Origin of the sequence: Serratia ureilytica, from assembly GCF_013375155.1 — a bacterium.
Classification (GTDB): domain Bacteria; phylum Pseudomonadota; class Gammaproteobacteria; order Enterobacterales; family Enterobacteriaceae; genus Serratia; species Serratia ureilytica.
The window spans coordinates 46,257-62,572 of record NZ_JABXOF010000002.1; the positions used below are offsets into that span (position 1 = coordinate 46,257).

At 59.5% G+C, this 16,316-nt stretch carries 17 protein-coding genes; 3 read left to right on the forward strand and 14 right to left on the reverse strand.

Annotation, left to right across the window (positions count from 1 at the left end):
* Positions 1 to 29: 29 nt before the first annotated feature.
* From HWW83_RS03625 to lysM, 4 genes are all read right to left on the reverse strand, one after another.
* Positions 30 to 971: a pirin family protein gene (locus tag HWW83_RS03625; RefSeq protein WP_122016314.1), complete on the reverse strand. Its 942-nt coding sequence runs from the start codon at positions 969 to 971 to the stop codon at positions 30 to 32.
* A gap of 106 nt (positions 972 to 1,077) precedes the next feature.
* On the reverse strand, positions 1,078 to 1,242 hold the full coding sequence (locus tag HWW83_RS03630; protein WP_162837199.1) for a hypothetical protein: 165 nt from the start codon (positions 1,240 to 1,242) through the stop codon (positions 1,078 to 1,080).
* A gap of 23 nt (positions 1,243 to 1,265) precedes the next feature.
* A complete protein-coding gene (locus HWW83_RS03635) occupies positions 1,266 to 1,421 on the reverse strand; it encodes a hypothetical protein (protein WP_162882310.1) in 156 nt (51 codons plus the stop codon).
* A gap of 263 nt (positions 1,422 to 1,684) precedes the next feature.
* The gene (lysM, locus tag HWW83_RS03640; protein ID WP_033643402.1) at positions 1,685 to 2,131 is read right to left on the reverse strand and encodes a peptidoglycan-binding protein LysM; all 447 of its coding nucleotides are present in this window, start codon (positions 2,129 to 2,131) and stop codon (positions 1,685 to 1,687) included.
* Positions 2,132 to 2,359: 228 nt separating this feature from the next.
* On the opposite strand from lysM, the gene HWW83_RS03645 reads away from it, so the two are divergent.
* Both HWW83_RS03645 and HWW83_RS03650 read left to right on the forward strand, forming a co-directional pair.
* Positions 2,360 to 2,551, forward strand: a complete 192-nt coding sequence (locus HWW83_RS03645; RefSeq protein ID WP_004934567.1) for a YdfD/YebW family protein — start codon at positions 2,360 to 2,362, stop codon at positions 2,549 to 2,551.
* A gap of 123 nt (positions 2,552 to 2,674) precedes the next feature.
* Positions 2,675 to 2,899, forward strand: a complete 225-nt coding sequence (locus HWW83_RS03650) for a biofilm development regulator YmgB/AriR family protein (RefSeq protein ID WP_016927388.1) — start codon at positions 2,675 to 2,677, stop codon at positions 2,897 to 2,899.
* A gap of 81 nt (positions 2,900 to 2,980) precedes the next feature.
* Here HWW83_RS03650 and ompC read toward each other — a convergent pair whose 3' ends face one another.
* From ompC to HWW83_RS03680, 6 genes are all read right to left on the reverse strand, one after another.
* Positions 2,981 to 4,063 carry a porin OmpC gene (ompC, locus tag HWW83_RS03655; protein WP_046687263.1) on the reverse strand — a complete coding sequence of 361 codons (1,083 nt, stop codon included), beginning with the start codon at positions 4,061 to 4,063 and terminating at the stop codon, positions 2,981 to 2,983.
* Positions 4,064 to 4,631: 568 nt separating this feature from the next.
* Positions 4,632 to 5,615, reverse strand: a complete 984-nt coding sequence (astE, locus tag HWW83_RS03660; protein ID WP_069100979.1) for a succinylglutamate desuccinylase — start codon at positions 5,613 to 5,615, stop codon at positions 4,632 to 4,634.
* 10 nt (positions 5,616 to 5,625) lie between these two features.
* Positions 5,626 to 6,966: an N-succinylarginine dihydrolase gene (astB, locus tag HWW83_RS03665; RefSeq protein ID WP_033643406.1), complete on the reverse strand. Its 1,341-nt coding sequence runs from the start codon at positions 6,964 to 6,966 to the stop codon at positions 5,626 to 5,628.
* A 52-nt stretch (positions 6,967 to 7,018) separates the two neighbouring features.
* Positions 7,019 to 8,491, reverse strand: coding sequence for a succinylglutamate-semialdehyde dehydrogenase (astD, locus tag HWW83_RS03670; protein WP_176589130.1), 1,473 nt, complete (start codon positions 8,489 to 8,491; stop codon positions 7,019 to 7,021).
* A complete protein-coding gene (gene astA / locus HWW83_RS03675; protein WP_004934585.1) occupies positions 8,491 to 9,525 on the reverse strand; it encodes an arginine N-succinyltransferase in 1,035 nt (344 codons plus the stop codon). The genes astD and astA overlap by 1 nt, the downstream gene beginning before the upstream one ends.
* 52 nt (positions 9,526 to 9,577) lie before the next feature.
* The gene (locus tag HWW83_RS03680) at positions 9,578 to 10,792 is read right to left on the reverse strand and encodes an aspartate aminotransferase family protein (protein ID WP_015378175.1); all 1,215 of its coding nucleotides are present in this window, start codon (positions 10,790 to 10,792) and stop codon (positions 9,578 to 9,580) included.
* A gap of 675 nt (positions 10,793 to 11,467) precedes the next feature.
* Here HWW83_RS03680 and HWW83_RS03685 point away from each other — a divergent pair.
* On the forward strand, positions 11,468 to 12,442 hold the full coding sequence (locus HWW83_RS03685) for an alpha/beta hydrolase (protein WP_033650922.1): 975 nt from the start codon (positions 11,468 to 11,470) through the stop codon (positions 12,440 to 12,442).
* Positions 12,443 to 12,444: 2 nt separating this feature from the next.
* Here HWW83_RS03685 and HWW83_RS03690 read toward each other — a convergent pair whose 3' ends face one another.
* From HWW83_RS03690 to HWW83_RS03705, 4 genes are read right to left on the reverse strand one after another with little or no spacing between them, the layout of a single operon-like run.
* Positions 12,445 to 13,413 (reverse strand): ABC transporter ATP-binding protein, encoded by a 969-nt coding sequence (locus tag HWW83_RS03690; RefSeq protein WP_122003910.1) that lies wholly within the window; start codon positions 13,411 to 13,413, stop codon positions 12,445 to 12,447.
* The gene (locus HWW83_RS03695) at positions 13,403 to 14,389 is read right to left on the reverse strand and encodes an ABC transporter ATP-binding protein (RefSeq protein ID WP_122003911.1); all 987 of its coding nucleotides are present in this window, start codon (positions 14,387 to 14,389) and stop codon (positions 13,403 to 13,405) included. Before HWW83_RS03695 ends, HWW83_RS03690 begins: the two co-directional genes overlap by 11 nt.
* A complete protein-coding gene (opp4C, locus tag HWW83_RS03700; protein WP_046687269.1) occupies positions 14,386 to 15,336 on the reverse strand; it encodes an oligopeptide ABC transporter permease in 951 nt (316 codons plus the stop codon). The genes HWW83_RS03695 and opp4C overlap by 4 nt, the downstream gene beginning before the upstream one ends.
* Positions 15,337 to 15,340: 4 nt before the next feature.
* Entirely contained in the window at positions 15,341 to 16,297 is a 957-nt protein-coding gene (locus HWW83_RS03705; protein WP_004934604.1) for an ABC transporter permease, read from the reverse strand.
* Between the last annotated feature and the right edge of the window lie 19 nt (positions 16,298 to 16,316).

Here is a 16,316-nt window from a genome sequence, read left to right on the forward strand (position 1 = left end):
ATAATCTCGGCGATTATATCCTAACGCTATCAAACTTCGCTCCACGGCAGGCGTGGCGCGGCCATGCGCTCACCGGAATAACCGCTGACCGCCGGAAAACGATCCGTTTCCTGCTCCCAATCGCGCTGAGCCTGAATAATTTCCGCTTTGGTATGGCCAACGAAGTTCCACCAGATAAGGATCTCTTCATTTAACGGCGCTCCACCGATTAATAATCCCCGGCTGCCCTTCTCTGCATTTAACTCAATAGAGTTATTACCCATGCCTAAATAGGCGAATGCGTCAGGTGAAAATGTTTCACCATTAAGTTCAAATGCACCAATCAGGGGCAAAAAGCCGATTTCATAATCATCGCGCAGCGGCAATTGCGCCGTCGCCGCCTCTTGCCATTCCATATCAATGGCGATTAATGGCGAAAGAGTAAACACCGGTGAACGATAAGCGCCAAATTCCCCGACCAGCAAACGGTGATTCACGCCGTTATTCCGCCACTGCGGCAAATCGGGATAATGATCGAATCGCGGCGCCATGTCGGCATATTCGGCCGGCAACGCAATCCACAATTGTGCGGCGTGCAGCCGTCGGTCCTCGCCCACCGACTGTTCCGTATGCGCGATGCCATGCCCTGCGGTCATCAGATTGACCTGCCCCGGACGGATCAACTGTTCGCTGCCGAGGCTATCGCGGTGCAGCACCTCACCCTCGATCATCCAGGTAAAGGTTTGCAGACCGGTGTGCGGATGCGGCCCTACGTCCATGCCGGGCGCGGTGCCGTTGAATACCGTCGGGCCGGCGTGATCGAGAAAACACCAGGCGCCGACGGTGCGCCGCTCCCGGGTTGGCAACGCGCGGTTGATAGGAATGCCGCCCACTTCGGCATTGCGCACGGCAATGCGCTGGATCTGGCGCGCGCCGTCAATGACAGGGCACTCGCGTGAGGGTGAAAAGCGCGTAGGACGTGACTGACTCATCGCAAAGACCTCCTGAATGGCGCCGATTCGCCAAGGATAATCGCCCCAGCTTAGCACAGGACAACGCCCCCTGGAGAGCGACGACGCTCAGCCGCACTCACGCGGATTAAGGTGTTTTGATGTAGCAGCTTTTAATATCGATATCGTCGTGGGCATGCCTGAGATCGGAGAAATAAGTCACTCCGAAGAGAATCGACACGACCAGCAGTACAGAAACCAACAGGCCGATAATCGCCAACAGTTTGGTTTCATCGTGGAGATTGGGCTCCATTTTCTCTCCCCTAGTTAATGACGTCAGGTCAGCCACAGCGTAACCGCCAACGTAAAAATGATCAGTGAGCAGGACGCAATCGCCAAAACGACGATCGCAAATTGCGCATCACCCAAGGTTTCTCTGTAGTTTTTATCCGTCAAGGCGTTACGCTGCTGTTTCACTAAATCGGCTTTCACTCGTTCAACTGCTGCATTGCTGTTTGATGGGGCAAGACACCCCCTCAGAATGGGGGAGCGAAATCCCCCTTCGGCTGCTCAGTCCGCAACCGGGCCATGACGCTACCAACTTTCCCCCCCAGGGTCAACACCGCCGCCGCGGGCCGGCGAGCGCAGGCACACGGTATGTGTAACTTTTATTTAGAGGGAAGGGAAATAAGAGATGCTTATAGCGGAGGCAAAAAAAAGCCCGGCACATCGCCGGGCCAGGGGAGACAGAGGCGTTATTGCGGGATACGCAGCACCTGTCCCGTATAGATCTTGTCCGGGCTCGACAGCATCGGCTTGTTGGCTTCGAAAATTTTGTTGTAGAGATTGGCGTTACCGTACATCTCTTTGGAGATTGCGCTCAGCGTATCGCCCTTCTTCACGGTATAGAAGCGGCTCTCGGCGTCGGATTGCGCTACCGCCACCTTGTCTTCCACACCGCTGATGCCCGCTACGTTGCCGATCGCCACCAGAATCTTCTCTTTCAGCTCCTGGCTGACGGCATCGCCGGTCACCACCGCTTTCCCATCGACCACCTGCACATCGACTTTGTCGGTGCCCGGCAGGCCGCTCTTATCGAGATGCTCCTTGAGTTTGGCGCTTTGATCTTCGGCGGAGGCATTGCCGGTGACTGTGTCCCACAGTTTTTCGCCCGCTTCTTTGACAAAGTTAAACAAGCCCATAATCACTCCTTTTGATGGTTGCACTAATGCGTTTAAGTAAGGCTTGTTAAGCTTAGCATCGTCAAAAGGATATGCCATCCGCTCACGGCGCCAGAAACGGTTAGAGTATTCCGAAAGTGTCGTCAGCGGCGTTTCAACGGTGATTAATCGCGCAATGATGCTGAAAAATATTGCTTTTTTACCTACACTGTTGCAGACAAGGCGACTCGACGAAGGAGGCGTGCAACGATGTACGCATTGGTGATGTTTGTCTGTTATCTGGATGGTGGCTGCAGTGAAATGGTGGTCGACATATTGCGCGACGAGCCACAATGCCTGGTCGCGATGAAGGAACAGAACTTGCGACACGCCGGTTGTTATCCCATGGAAGAGTTTATCGACGGCTTCTGGTTGCCAGCCAGCGAATATTCGGATTTTTAATTCCCTTCCCGCGCGATGCTGAGGAATTTCTGATTTCATCAGAAACTTCGTCTTCCTCCGAGGCATAAGGCCGCTGTTTTGCTAAATTGCGGCTCCCGAAGAAGAGAGAGACAGAGAAAGGTCATGCCAGCATCAGCTCATTCCAACGAGCAATATGAAACTCTGCTGCGCGACGTCAGCCTGGCGTTAGGCGACGCAGTGTTGCAGTTAATCAAAAACCATAAAAAAGTATCCGGCGGCAATATTCTTTCACAGTTGGTGACCGAAATAGAGCGTGAGCAGGATCAGCAACGTTTCGCCGCGCTGCGTTCCGCCATTGAGCTGGTCGGGTTGGCGCCCAAAGGCTGAGCTCCCGATAAAACAAAGGCAGGGCTTACGCCCTGCCTGATTACCAATCCCGACACAGGATGAAGGTAATGGAATTGCCGCTTAGAAGCGATACGTCAAGCTGACGGCAACGATATCATCGTTGGCCAGTTTCAGTTTGTTATCGTCGCTCAGCTGGTTGATTTGATAATCAACGTAGGTGTACATATTTTTGTTGAAGTAGTAAGTCGCCCCCACTTCCACGTATTTCACCAGGTCGGCATCACCGATCCCTTCGATATCCTTGCCTTTGGACTGCACATAGGCCACGGAAGGGCGCAGGCCGTTCTCGAATTGATACTGGGCCACCACTTCGAAGTTTTGCGTTTTGTTGGCGAAGCCGGAAGTGCCATTGACGCTGATCGGCGTCATATTACGGGTTTCCGCATACATCGCAGCCAGGTAAACCTGGTTGGCATCGTATTTCACTGCGGTGGTCCATGCAGTGGCGCTGTCGCCCTTGCCATATTGCAGCTCTTTCTGCTTGCTGGTGCGGTTAGAATCAGAGAACGCCGCCGCTACGCCGATGCCGGAACCGCCGATGTCCTGGTAGTCCAGAGACAGGCCGTAACCGTCGCCGTTTTGCTTGGTCACGCTGCGACCGTCGCCGTCGTTTTTACCCTGATACTGCACCGCCAGGTTCAGACCTTCCACCAAACCGAAGAAGTCACGGTTACGGTAGGTGGCCAAACCGTTGGAACGGGCGGTCATAAAGTTATCGGTATAGCTGTAGGAGTCACCGCCGAATTCCGGCAGCATGTCGGTATATGCCTCGGCGTCGTACACCACGCCGTAGTTACGACCGTAGTCGAAAGAACCGTAGTTGCCGAATTTCAGCCCCGCAAAGCCCAGACGCGTTTTGGTGCCGGCGGTGCCCTGCGCTTCGTCGTGATTGGCCTGGACGTTGTATTCCCACTGACCGTAACCGGTCAACTGGTCATTGATTTGCGTTTCGCCTTTGAAGCCCAGGCGAACATAGGTCATATCGCCGTCATTGGACTTACTGTCGCTGAAATAATGCTTGGCGTTAACGCGGCCGTACAGGTCGAGTTTATTACCATCCTTATTGTAGATTTCAGCCGCGTTGGCGAAGGAGGTGATCGCCCCGAGGGCGACAGCTAAGGCTAATACACTGCGTTTCATCATTTATTTTCCTAGATATTATAATTAGAACCCTGCCCGTCACGCCCAATTTATAATTTGGGCTGTGATTTTATCTTTTGGTATTTTATGAGCTCCCCTAATGCTGGGGTGATGTGACATTAGCATCATGAATCAAAACTTAAAATCAAAAAGTTCATGAAACAACGAGGAGAAAGCATGTTTATTTGTAACCATATATTTCAAAAAAGAGAATGCATAACCCATTGAATATAAGAAATTTTTATCACATAACTTATAACCAAAACGGTGCAACGCACCAATTTAGTGCATTTTGGTTTCGTTTTGCGTGCTTTCTGCGCGATTCAAAAGTAACAACAAGATTAGCATGGTTATTAAAAACGTTACTTATTTCACATTTTTATCTTAACAAAGTCACCAGGCAATTAAGGCTTTCCGATAACGGCTGAATACGGCCTTTATTCATTCACGTAAAGAAATCCCTATAGGACGAATAAAATTCGATTTATGGCCATTTAAATAGCGGGAAATAGCAGATTAAAATAATGAAAGGAATAAACGGCAGCGCGCTGACGGCGCCGCCGAGGATAAATCAATACAACGTAGAACGGGAAACTTCGCTCAACAGCATGCCGGCGCGCAGGCCCAGCGCCACAGTGGGGTTAGGAAACAGTATCCACGCGCCCTCTTGGCCAACGCGATACTCCTCCTGCGGCTGCTCGCACAGCAACATCCCCGGTTTCAACTCGGTGAAGTTAGCGGTGTCATCATCCAGATGCAGCTTGAAATCCTCGCTGTGTTTGATCAACGAGTGCATCACACGGAATACCCGGATCGCCTCGCCCACGCGCTCCGGCAACGGCCCCTCGCTGACCGCCGCCCGCAGAGCGCGATCGATGGCGGCGAACTGTTGCAGATCGTTGCTGCCGAACGGCCGCGCCTTGCCCAGCTCGAGCGTACAGCTCGCCGCATTGAGATGCTCGCTGGAATAGTGGCTGAAAGTCCCGCCCGGCGCGCTGTGTACCACCAGCGCATCCAGATCGGCGGCATCCAGCAGCTTTAGCATCGGTTCGCTGTACGGGCGCTTCTGGAAGGGCAAAATGCCAAAGCGCGGCAAATGCGACTCGCGAATGGCGGTGTGCAGATCGTAATGGAAACGCGCCGCCTGTTCGCCATCAAAAAAGGCGGCGAGCGTGCGCTCCAACTGCTGGGCGCGCGCGGTTTCCCCGCTGGCGGCGAAGTTGCGGTAGCGGCCGCCGAACATGCGGTTCATGTCGCTGTGCAGATAGCGCTTGCCCGCCCGCATCGCCGCCGGGTTGCCCAGCACCACCAACAGCCGCACCGCCAGCGGCAAGCGGCCGCTCAACAGATCGCCGATTAACTGATTGAGCAGTTCAATCGGCGCGGTTTCGTTGCCGTGTACGCCCGCCGACACCACCAACGCCTGGCGATAACGCTGCCGCGGCGTGAGCTCCAACACCCCTTCCCCCAGCCAACGCCAGCGCAGCTGCGGCGTTTCGCCCTGCCATTCGGCGGGTTCTTTCCCCTCCAGCGTCAGGGGCAGTAGATCGATCATGCAGCCTCCCTTAACGTTGGAACGGATAGATGGACCCGAGACCGAGGATCGACGTCAGCGAATCCAACGCCTCGCGCCCTTCGCGCAGCAGCAGCGGATCGGCCAGGTCATCCTGCGTCAGGCGATCGCGGTAATGACGATCCACCCATTCGTTCAGCGTCGCGAACAGCCGATCGTTCATCATGACGCGTGGATTCACCGCCCGCAGCTCTTGATCGTTGAGCGCCACCCGCAGCCTCAGGCAGGCCGGGCCGCCGCCGTTGCGCATGCTTTCGCGCAGATCGAACACGCGGATTTCATCGATCGGGCCGCCGCTGCCGACCATCTCGTTCAGATAACGCCACACGCCGGCATGCTGGCGCGACTCTTCCGGCACCACGATCATCATCTTGCCGTTCGGCTTGGTGAGAATTTGGCTGTTGAACAGATAAGTCGCCACCGCGTCCGCCACCGAGACGCGCTCCGTCGGCACTTCGATCGCCACCAGCTCGCTGTCCAGCGTCGCCATCTTGCGGCGCACTTCATCCAGCGCCTGTTGCTGGCGGTAAAACGCCTGCTGGTGGTGGAACAGCACGTTCTGGTTGCTGACCGCAATCACGTCGTTATGGAACACGCCCTGGTCGATCACCGCCGGGTTTTGCTGCACGAAGACCGTATGCTGCTCGTCCAATTGGTGCAGGCGAGCGATCGCCTCACCGGCTTCGCGCGTCTGGCGCGCAGGATAACGCGCCGGCGCCGTTTCGCCGCCAAACTCCTGGCGACCGTAAACGAACACCTGCACGCTGCGCCTGGCGTAATCGCCGCCCAGCCGGTTATGGTTGGCCGCCCCTTCGTCCCCAAACAACGCCACCTGCGGCAGCGCTTCATGGTGGGCGAAATGCCGGTCGTCGTTAAACATCGCCCGCAAAACGTCGGTGGTCGTTTCCGCTTCAATGGCGCGGTGGAATTTATTGTTCAGGTTGGCGGCGGTGAAATGCACCTTGCCGTCTGCGCTGTCCGCCGAGGGGGACACCGTGGCCGCATTGGCGGTCCACATGCAGGACGCCGAACTGAGCGCCGACAGCAAACGCGGCGATTGACGCATCGCCTGCGCCAGCACCGCCTCATCGCTGCCGCTGAAGCCCAGGCGACGCAGCATCGGCAAATGCGGCCGCTCCTGCGGCGGCAATACCCCTTGCTGGAAACCGAGATCGGCCAGCGCCTTCATTTTCAGCAGCCCCTGCTTCGCCGCCAGCTGTGGGTTCGATACGCTGTTTTGATGCTGCGTAGAGGCCTCGTTACCGAACGACAGCCCGGCATAGTGGTGCGTCGGCCCCACCAAACCGTCGAAATTGACTTCATATCCTGACATGGCTATCCCCTGGGGATGGCCTGCGGCGACGCCATGACGCCGCCGCAGACGATTAACGGAACGACAAGCCCGGCGAGAGCGTCGCCGGCAGCGACAGGCTTTCGCTTTCCAGCGACGCCATCGGCCAGGCGCAATAGTCCGCCGCATAGAAGGCGCTTGGGCGATGGTTGCCGGAAGCCCCCACGCCGCCGAACGGCGCCGCGCTGGACGCCCCGGTCAACGGCTTGTTCCAGTTGACGATGCCGGCGCGCGCTTCCAGCAGCAGCCTCTCGAACAGCTCGCGCTGCGGCGAGACCAATCCCACCGACAGGCCGTAGCGCGTCTGGTTGGCGAGCCGCAGGGCCTCGTCGAAATCGCGGTAACGCACGATCGTGGTCAACGGCCCGAAGTACTCTTCGTCCGGCACGCCGGCCACGCCGGTCAGCTCGATGATGCCCGGGCTGAGCAGCGAACTGCCCGGCTCCAGCAGACGCATGGCCAGCAGCGATTTACCGCCCAGCGCCAGCAAGCGCTGCTGCGCTTTCAGCATGTTTTCCGCTGCGGCCGCCGACACTACGCCGCCCATGAACGGCTGCGGTTCGGCATCCCAACGGCCGACGCGCAGCTCGCCCGCCACCTGAACCAAACGCGCGATAAAGGCGTCGCCTTCCGCCCCCTGCTTAACCAAAATGCGGCGTGAACAGGTGCAGCGTTGGCCGGCGGAGATAAACGCCGACTGGATAGCCAGGTTGACCGCCGCGTCGCGATCCTCGAAACCATCGACGATCAGCGCGTTGTTGCCGCCCATCTCCAGCGCCAGGATCTTCTCCGGCTGCCCCGCCAATTGGCGATGCAGGTGGTAACCGGTGCCGGCGCTGCCGGTGAACAACAGGCCGTCGATATCTGCACTGGCGGCCAGCGCCTCGCCGGTTTCCCGGCCGCCCTGCACCAGATTGATCACCCCGTCCGGCAGACCGGCCTTCAGCCACAGCTTCAGGGTCTCCTCGGCGGTCAGCGGCGTCAGTTCGCTCGGCTTGAACACCACGCAGTTTCCGGCCAGCAGCGCCGGCACGATATGGCCGTTCGGCAGATGGCCGGGGAAGTTGTAAGGCCCGAACACCGCCAGCACGCCGTGCGGGCGATGGCGCAGCACCGAAGCGCCGTCGGCCATCGCCGTCTGGCTAAAACCGGTGCGCGCCTGATAGGCCTGCAGTGAAATGCCCACCTTGCCGATCATCGCCTGAATTTCGGTCAGGGTTTCCCAGCGCGGTTTGCCGGTCTCGCGGCTGATGGTTTCCGCCAGCGACTGTTTATGTTCTTCCAGCAAAGCGGCGAAGCGTTTCACCAGCTGTTCGCGCTGCTCGAACGGCGTACGTGCCCAGCCGGGGAATGCGGCGCGCGCGGCTTCGCAGGCGGCGGCGACGTCATCGGCGTCGGCGGCGTTGGCGCGCCACAGCGGCTGATTGCCGACCGGATCGGCCTTGCCGAACTCCGTGCCGCGGCCCTGCCGCCAGACGCCGTTAATCAACAGTGCAGGATGGGACATCATGCTTTCTCCTGTGCAATAAGGGGGAGTACCCGCACCGGGCTGCCCTGCTCGACGCCCAGCGCCGCAGCGGTGGCGGCGTTGATATGCAGGCGGTCGTCATACAGATCGGCATTGACCAGCAGTGCGCGGTAATTCTGATAGTTGTCGTTGGCGACCAGATGGACCGGCGCATCGGCGCGCATCGGCGTGTCATCCAGCACCACTTTGACCAGGCGGCTCTGCTTCACCGCACGGATGTGGTCGATTTCGGCTTCCAGCGTCGGGCCACCGTCGAAGATATCGACGTAGCCCTGATAGCTCAGGCCTTCCGCCTCCAGCAGGCGGCGCGCCGGCAGGGTTTGCGGGTGCACTTCACCGATCACCTTCTGCGCGTCTTCGGCCAGGAAATCGACATACAACGGGTGTTTCGGCATCAGTTCGGCGATAAACGCTTTTTGTCCGGTGCCGCTCAGGTAGTCCGCCTTGGCGAACTCGATGGAGAAGAAACGGTGGCCGACGCTCTCCCAGAACGGCGAACGGCCGTTTTCATCGGAGAAACCGCGCATCTCGGCGATCAGACGGCGGGAGAAGCGTTCACGGAACGCGGCGATAAACAGGAAACGCACCTTCGACAGCAGCTTGCCGTTCTCGCCGTGACGATAGTCCGGATCGAGGAACAGCGTGCACAGTTCCGAATGCCCGGTATGGTCGTTGCTGAGGAACAGCGTCGGCACCGATTTATAGACGTTCAGCTGTTTGGAAGCGTGCACCTGCGTGCCGACGCGGAAGCTGTACCAGGGTTCCGCCAGGCCGACGGCCACTTCGATCGCGCAGACCCCCACCGCCTGCCGGCGCTCGCTGTCTTCCAACACGAACAAATAACACTGGTCACTTTGCGGAAGTTCGCCTTGCCAGGTTTTTAACGCCCGCTCAATGCGTGCCGACAGGGTATCTTCATTTTGCGGCAGCGACGTGAGACCGATACCGGATTTGCCGGCAAGCGTCAGCAAATCCGCCAAATCGCGGCGCTCTATAGGGCGAATAATCATCATAATGCGAACCTCTTCTGAATCAGGCTGCGCCGATGAAGGCGCAGCCCGCTGATTAGCTGCAAATGCGCGCCACGGCGCGCGCGAATCGCGCCAGCCCCTCTTTCACATCCTGCTCAGGGATGATCAGCGATGGCGTGAAACGCACCACGTCCGGGCCGGCGATCAGCGCGATAACGCCTTCTTCGTTGGCCAGTTGGGTGATCTGCTTCGCTTTGCCGGCATAGTCTTTCTTCAGTTGGCAGCCGATCAGCAAACCGCCGCCGCGGATCTCGGCGAAGATCGGATACTGACGGTTGATGTCGTTCAACCCGTCGATGAACCACTGGTGGCGCTGCTTGACGCCTTCCAGCACTTCCGGGGTATTGATGATGGAGAACACTTCCCCCGCCACCGCCGTCGCCAGCGGGTTGCCGCCGTAGGTGGTGCCGTGAGTGCCGACGCCCAGCGTTTTCGCCAGCGCATCGGTGGTCAGCATGGCGCCGATCGGGAAGCCGCCGCCCAGCGCTTTCGCGGTGGTCAGCACGTCCGGCACCACGCCGTACTGCATATAGGCATACAGATGGCCGGTGCGGCCGACGCCGGTCTGCACTTCGTCGAAGATCAGCAGCGCGTTATGGCGATCGCACAGTTCACGCAGCCCCTGCAGGAAACTGGCTTCCGCCGGCAGCACGCCGCCTTCGCCCTGGATAGGCTCGACGATCACCGCGCAGGTGCGATCGTTGATAAGCTCGGCCGCTGCGGCCAGATCGTTATACGGCGTATGGGTGATACCGCCCGGCAGCGGCGCAAAGTCCTGCGAATATTTTGGCTGGCCGCCGGCGGACACGGTAAACAGCGTACGGCCGTGGAACGCGTTGTTGAACGCCACAATCTGATCTTTACCGGCGCCGTGCTGGTCGTGCGCATGTTTGCGCGCCAGTTTCAGCGCCGCTTCGTTGGCTTCTGCGCCCGAGTTACAGAAAAACACCTTGTCGGCGAACGTGGCGTCGATCAGTTTTTTGGCCAGGCGCAGCACCGGTTCGTTGGTATAGCCATTGCCCAGATGCCACAGTTTGCCCGCCTGCTCCACCAGCGCCGCCTTGACCGCCGGGTGCGCATGGCCCAACGCGTTAACCGCGATGCCGCCGGCGAAATCGATGTAAGACTTACCCTGTTGATCCCACACCTGCGATCCTTCACCCCGCACCAGAATAAAATCGGCAGGGGCATAGACCGGGACCATCCAGTCATCAAAAGACTGGCGGGTAACTGCGATTGGCTGTTCCATAGTGACCTCATAATCTCAGCAAAGGCTGAATTTTGACTGTAAGGACCGCGCAAGCCCGGCTAGGCCGCCACAATGCAAAAAAACCGCTGTTCAAAACCGACTTTCCCGGCGGAGAAAATGCTGTCTCTCACCGCTGATTTAGAAACAAATATGTTACATAAAATCGGTTTTTCACTATTTATGGCGCTTATCCGGTCCCTGAGCGGGGAGTAAATGTTAACGAGCAGTTAAAATACATGTCGTTTGATAAAGAGTGTAGAGCAGCTATCGTGCCAAAACGGGATTTTTGCCGGATTTTGCTATTTTTTACGTTAAAACAACGGCTTATAATGAATATTTATTCATTTTATATGCATTTGCAATGCATAATTTAAAAAATAAGGCCTAAAATCATCATTGCTCGCGAAATCCTATTCAATTGCGAAAAACTTCAGGATTTCTGATCGCGCTCGCAAAAATAATTTCATCCGATTTGCTCGCCATCACACTTTTTGCCCCAACCCGGTGCAGCGCTGCGCCAGGATCGGGCAATGCGGCGACGAAGCGCCTATTCCATCGGCAGCACCCCGGAAAACGAACCGCGCCGATCGCCGCCAGCCGCGGCTCCCGCTTTATGCGCCAACGACTACACTGTGATTCTGACCGCACTTTTTCTTCTGCGCACAAGGAGTCACCATGCCCAAACGAACCGTCGATCTCAGCCGGCCTCTCCTCCAGCACGACATCCGCACGTTTCTCGAGACGCTGAATGCCGCCGGCGGTAAACCTATGGAACAAATGAAGCCCAAAGAGGCGCGCAGAGTTTTGGAAGCAGCGCAGCGCAGCGTAGACGTGCCGCTGCGCGAGGTGGAGATCAGCGAGAAAACCATTCACGTAGAGGGCCAGGATATTCTGCTGCAGCTGGTGCGGCCGGCCAGGGTCAAGGAGACATTGCCGGTATTCATGTTCTTTCACGGCGGCGGCTGGGTGCTGGGCGATTTTCCCACCCATGAACGGCTGGTGCGCGATCTGGTTTACAGCTCCGGCGCGGCGGCGGTATTCGTCAACTACCCCCGTTCACCGGAAGCGCACTATCCGCAGGCGATCAATCTGGCTTACGCCGCCACGGAATGGGTGGCCGAATATGGCGAAAAAATCAACGTCGACGGTTCACGGCTGGCGGTGGTCGGCAACAGCGTCGGCGGCAATATGGCGGCGGTGGTCAGCCTGATGGCCAAAGAAAAAGGCCTACCGGCATTGCGTTGCCAGATCCTGCTGTGGCCCGTTACGCACGCCCATTTTGATACCGATTCCTACCATCAGTTCGCCGAAGGCCATTTCCTGACCCGCAATATGATGAAGTGGTTTTGGGACAGCTATGCGCCCGATAAAGCGCAGCGCAAAGACATCTACGCCTCGCCGCTCAACGCTACGCCGGAACAGCTGCGGGGCTTGCCGCCGGCGCTGGTGCAGACCGCCGAGCTGGACGTGCTGCGCGATGAGGGCGAAGCCTACGCGCGTCTGCTCGACGCCGCCGGCGTCGAGGTCACCTCCACCCGCTACAACGGGCTAATCCACGACTACGGCCTGTTGAACCCGCTCGCCCACGTCCCGGCGGTGCATTCGGCGATCCACCAGGCCGGGCGCGCGTTGAAACACTACCTGTCCTGACGCTAACCGACCAGGTGGCAAGCCACCTGATGACCGGGCGCCACGCTGCGCAGCTGCGGCGCCTGTTCGCGGCACTGCGCCGTGGCCAGCGGGCAGCGGGGATGGAAACGGCAGCCGCGCGGCGGGTTGGCGGGGTTCGGCGGCTCGCCGCCGGCCACCCACGCCGGCGCGCGTTGCGCATCCAGCGTCGGCACCGCCGCCAACAAGGCCTGCGTGTAAGGATGCAGCGGTTGTCGGAACAGCGCATCGCGATCGGCGCTCTCAACGATCTGCCCCAAATACATCACTGCCACATCCTGGCACAGATGCTCCACCACGCCGAGATCGTGCGAGATAAACAGCAGCGTCACCCCCTGCCGCTCCTGTAAATCGGAAAACAGATTGATGATCTGCGCCTGAATCGACACGTCGAGCGCCGATATCGGCTCATCGGCGACGATAAATTCCGGTTGCAGGATCAACGCGCGCGCAATGCCGATACGCTGCCGCTGGCCGCCGGAAAACTCATGCGGAAACCGCCCGTAATGCTGTGAGGACAACCCGCAGATCGTCAGGGTATCGAGCACCCGTTCGCGCAGTTCCGCCTTGCTCGCCAGGCCGTGTTGCAACAGCGCTTCCCCAATGGCGTCGCCCACTCGCAGACGCGGATTCAGCGAGCTGTAAGGATCCTGAAACACCAGCTGCATTTTCGGCCGCAGGGCGCGCAACGCGTCCTTGCTCAGACCGTCCAACGCCTGCCCTTTGAACAGCACCTCACCGGCGGTTTTGTCGTGCAGGCCGAGCAGCGTGCGGCCAACGGTGGTTTTGCCGCTGCCGGACTCGCCCACCAGCCCGAAAACGCGCCCCTTGCGAATGCTGAAGCTGACGTCGTCCACCGCCTTCAGTTGACCGGTGGTGCGCCCGAACAGCCCGTCGCGCAGCGGAAAATATTTCTTTAATCCTTTCACTTCCACCAAAGGTTCAGTCGACATGCGGGCGCCCTCCGGCGTTAAGGAAACAGGCGGACTGGCGCTGACGGGAGCCGTACAGCGGCGGAATGCCGTCGCGGCAGCGAGCGGAGGCCTGCGCGCAGCGCTCGGCGAAAGCGCAATGCTCCGGCAGCCGCGCCAGATCCGGCACCTGACCGGGAATGGAGTACAAGCGGCGTCGCCGCTGCCCCGGCACCGGCCGCGAGGCGATCAGCCCCTGCGTATAGGGATGTCGCGGCTCGTCCAGCACTTCCCGGGTCGTTCCCTGCTCGACGACGCGCCCGGCGTACATCACCGCCAGCCGATCGGCCATCTGGGCGATCACCCCGAGATCGTGGGTGATCAAGATCATCGCCATGTTGTGTCGCCGGCTCTGCTCGCGCAGCAACGCCAGGATCTGCGCCTGCACCGTAACGTCGAGCGCCGTGGTCGGTTCGTCGGCGATCAGCAGCGCCGGCCGGCACCCGATCGCCATGGCGATCATCACGCGCTGCAGCATGCCGCCGGAAAGCTGATGCGGATAGCAGCGCATCAGCGCCTCCGCGCGCGCCAACCCCACTTCCGTCAAGAGTTGAATCGCCTGGCGCCAGGCCGCTTTCGGCGACAGGGTCAGGTGGCGAATCAGCGGCTCCACCAGCTGTTCGCCAAGGGTCAACACCGGATTCAGCGCGCTCATCGGCTCTTGAAAGATCATCGCCAGCCGGTTGCCGCGCAGATCCGCCATCTTGGATGCCCGCAGCGACAGCAGGTTTTGCCCTTCAAAGCGAATCTCACCGCCGTCTATCTGCGCCAGCGGCTGCGGCAACAGCCCCATCAGCGCCATGGCGGTCACGCTTTTGCCGCAGCCCGATTCGCCGACGATCCCCAGCGTTTGCCCTGCCTGCAGTTCAAGACTGACCTGCTGCACCGCCCGCACCGGCCCCTGCTCGCCATGAAACGACACCGACAGCCGGTCGAACGCCACCAGCGGTTGACTCATCGTTTTACCCCGCTCATTTTCGGATCGAGCGCGTCCCGCAGGCCGTCGCCCAAGATATTGATCGCCACCACGGTGACGAAGATCGCCAGCCCCGGCGGCATCCACAGCCAGGGGCGGCGCTGAAAGTCGATCAGGCTATTGGCGGCGTCCATCATGTTGCCCCACGACGGCGTCGGCGGCACCACGCCCAGCCCAAGGTAGCTCAACGCCGACTCGCTGAGGATGGCATTGGCCACCGCCATGGTGGCGACCACCACCAAAATCGGCACGGTATTGGGCAACAGATGGCCGAAGAGGCGCCGCCGAGTGGAGAGCCCCAGCACTTCGGTGGCCAACATGAAATCCCGCTCGCGCAGCGACAGGATCTGGCCGCGCACCAGCCGCGCCAGCGACGGCCAGCCCAGCAGGCTCAGCATGATCATCACCATGTAGATACGGTAGTCCGGCGACACGTCGAGTTCGGTCAGCATCGCCCCCATGATGATCAGCAGCGGCAGGCCGGGAATGGTCATCAACAGATCGGCGAAGCGCATGATCAACCGATCCGCCACGCCCCCCAGATAACCGGCGAACGCCCCCAGCACATAACCCAGCGTCACCGACAGCAGCATCGACACCAGGCCGATGGTCAGCGATATTCGCCCCGCCAGCAGCAGCCGGGTGCAAATATCGCGGCCGAGAAAGTCGGTGCCCAACCAATGCGCGCCGCTCGGCGCCTGATTGATGTTCAGCACATCGCCGGCATCGTCAGGCCACGGCGACAGCGACGGCCCAATCAGGCACAGCAGCGCCAACAGCACCAGCAGCGCCAGCGAGATCATCGCCGGTCGGTGGCGACGCAGACGGCGCCATGCCTGCGCGGCGGGCGGCGGAGACAGCTGCGCCAGCGCCGGCAACTGCGCCTGGCGCCAGCGGCGACGGCGCCCGAAAAACAGCGTTACCCACATCGTGTTACCTCAAGCGAATGCGTGGATCGGCGTAGGCGTACAGAATGTCCGCCAGCAGATTGCCGAGAATGGTCAACGCCGCCAGAAACAGCGTGAACCCCATCAATACCGGATAATCGCGCGCCGCCAGCGAATCGATATGGATATGCCCGGCGCCCGGCCAGTTGAAGATTTTTTCGGTGATCAGCGCGCCGGAGAACAATCCCGGCAGCTCGAACCCCAGCAGGGTGATGATCGGCAACAGCGCATTGCGCAGCGCGTGTTTGAGGATCACCGTTTTCTCCCTGAGCCCTTTGGCGCGCGCGGTGCGGATATAGTCCATGCGGATCACCTCCAGCATGCTGGCGCGAAAATAGCGCGTCAGGCTGCCGGCCTGCAGCATCACCAGCGCCAGCACCGGCAACAGCAGGTGCGCCGCCACCTCCAGCGCCCAGGCCAGCCCGCTCGCTTCGCTGCCGGTGCGCAACATGCCGCCCGCCGGCAACCAGTGCAGATCGACGGCGAACCATTTGATCAGCAATAGGCAAAGGAAAAACGTCGGAAACGACATGGCGGCGAACACCGCCACGGTGATCAGATGATCGAACAGCGAATAGGGTTTCATCGCCGAGATCACTCCCACCGCCAGCGCGATGCCCCAATACAGCACCATCGCCACCGCCGCCAGCAGGAACGAGTTCCAGATGTATTGGTTCAGCAGCGTGCTGACCGGGATCTGATACTGCAGCGAGAAGCCGAGATCGCCCTGCAACAGCCGGCCAAGCCAATGCAGGTAACGGCTGAACAAGGGCTGATCCAACCCATACAGCGCCCGCAGCTCGGCGGCGCGTTGCGCGGTCAGGTTGATATTGCCGTCGATAAAGTCGCCGGGCGCCAGGGCGAAGATGCAAAAAATCAGCAATGAAGCCAGCAACAGCATCGGGATAGTCTGCAACAAACGGCGCAGGATAAAATTTCTCATCGCGAATTCCATCGCCGCC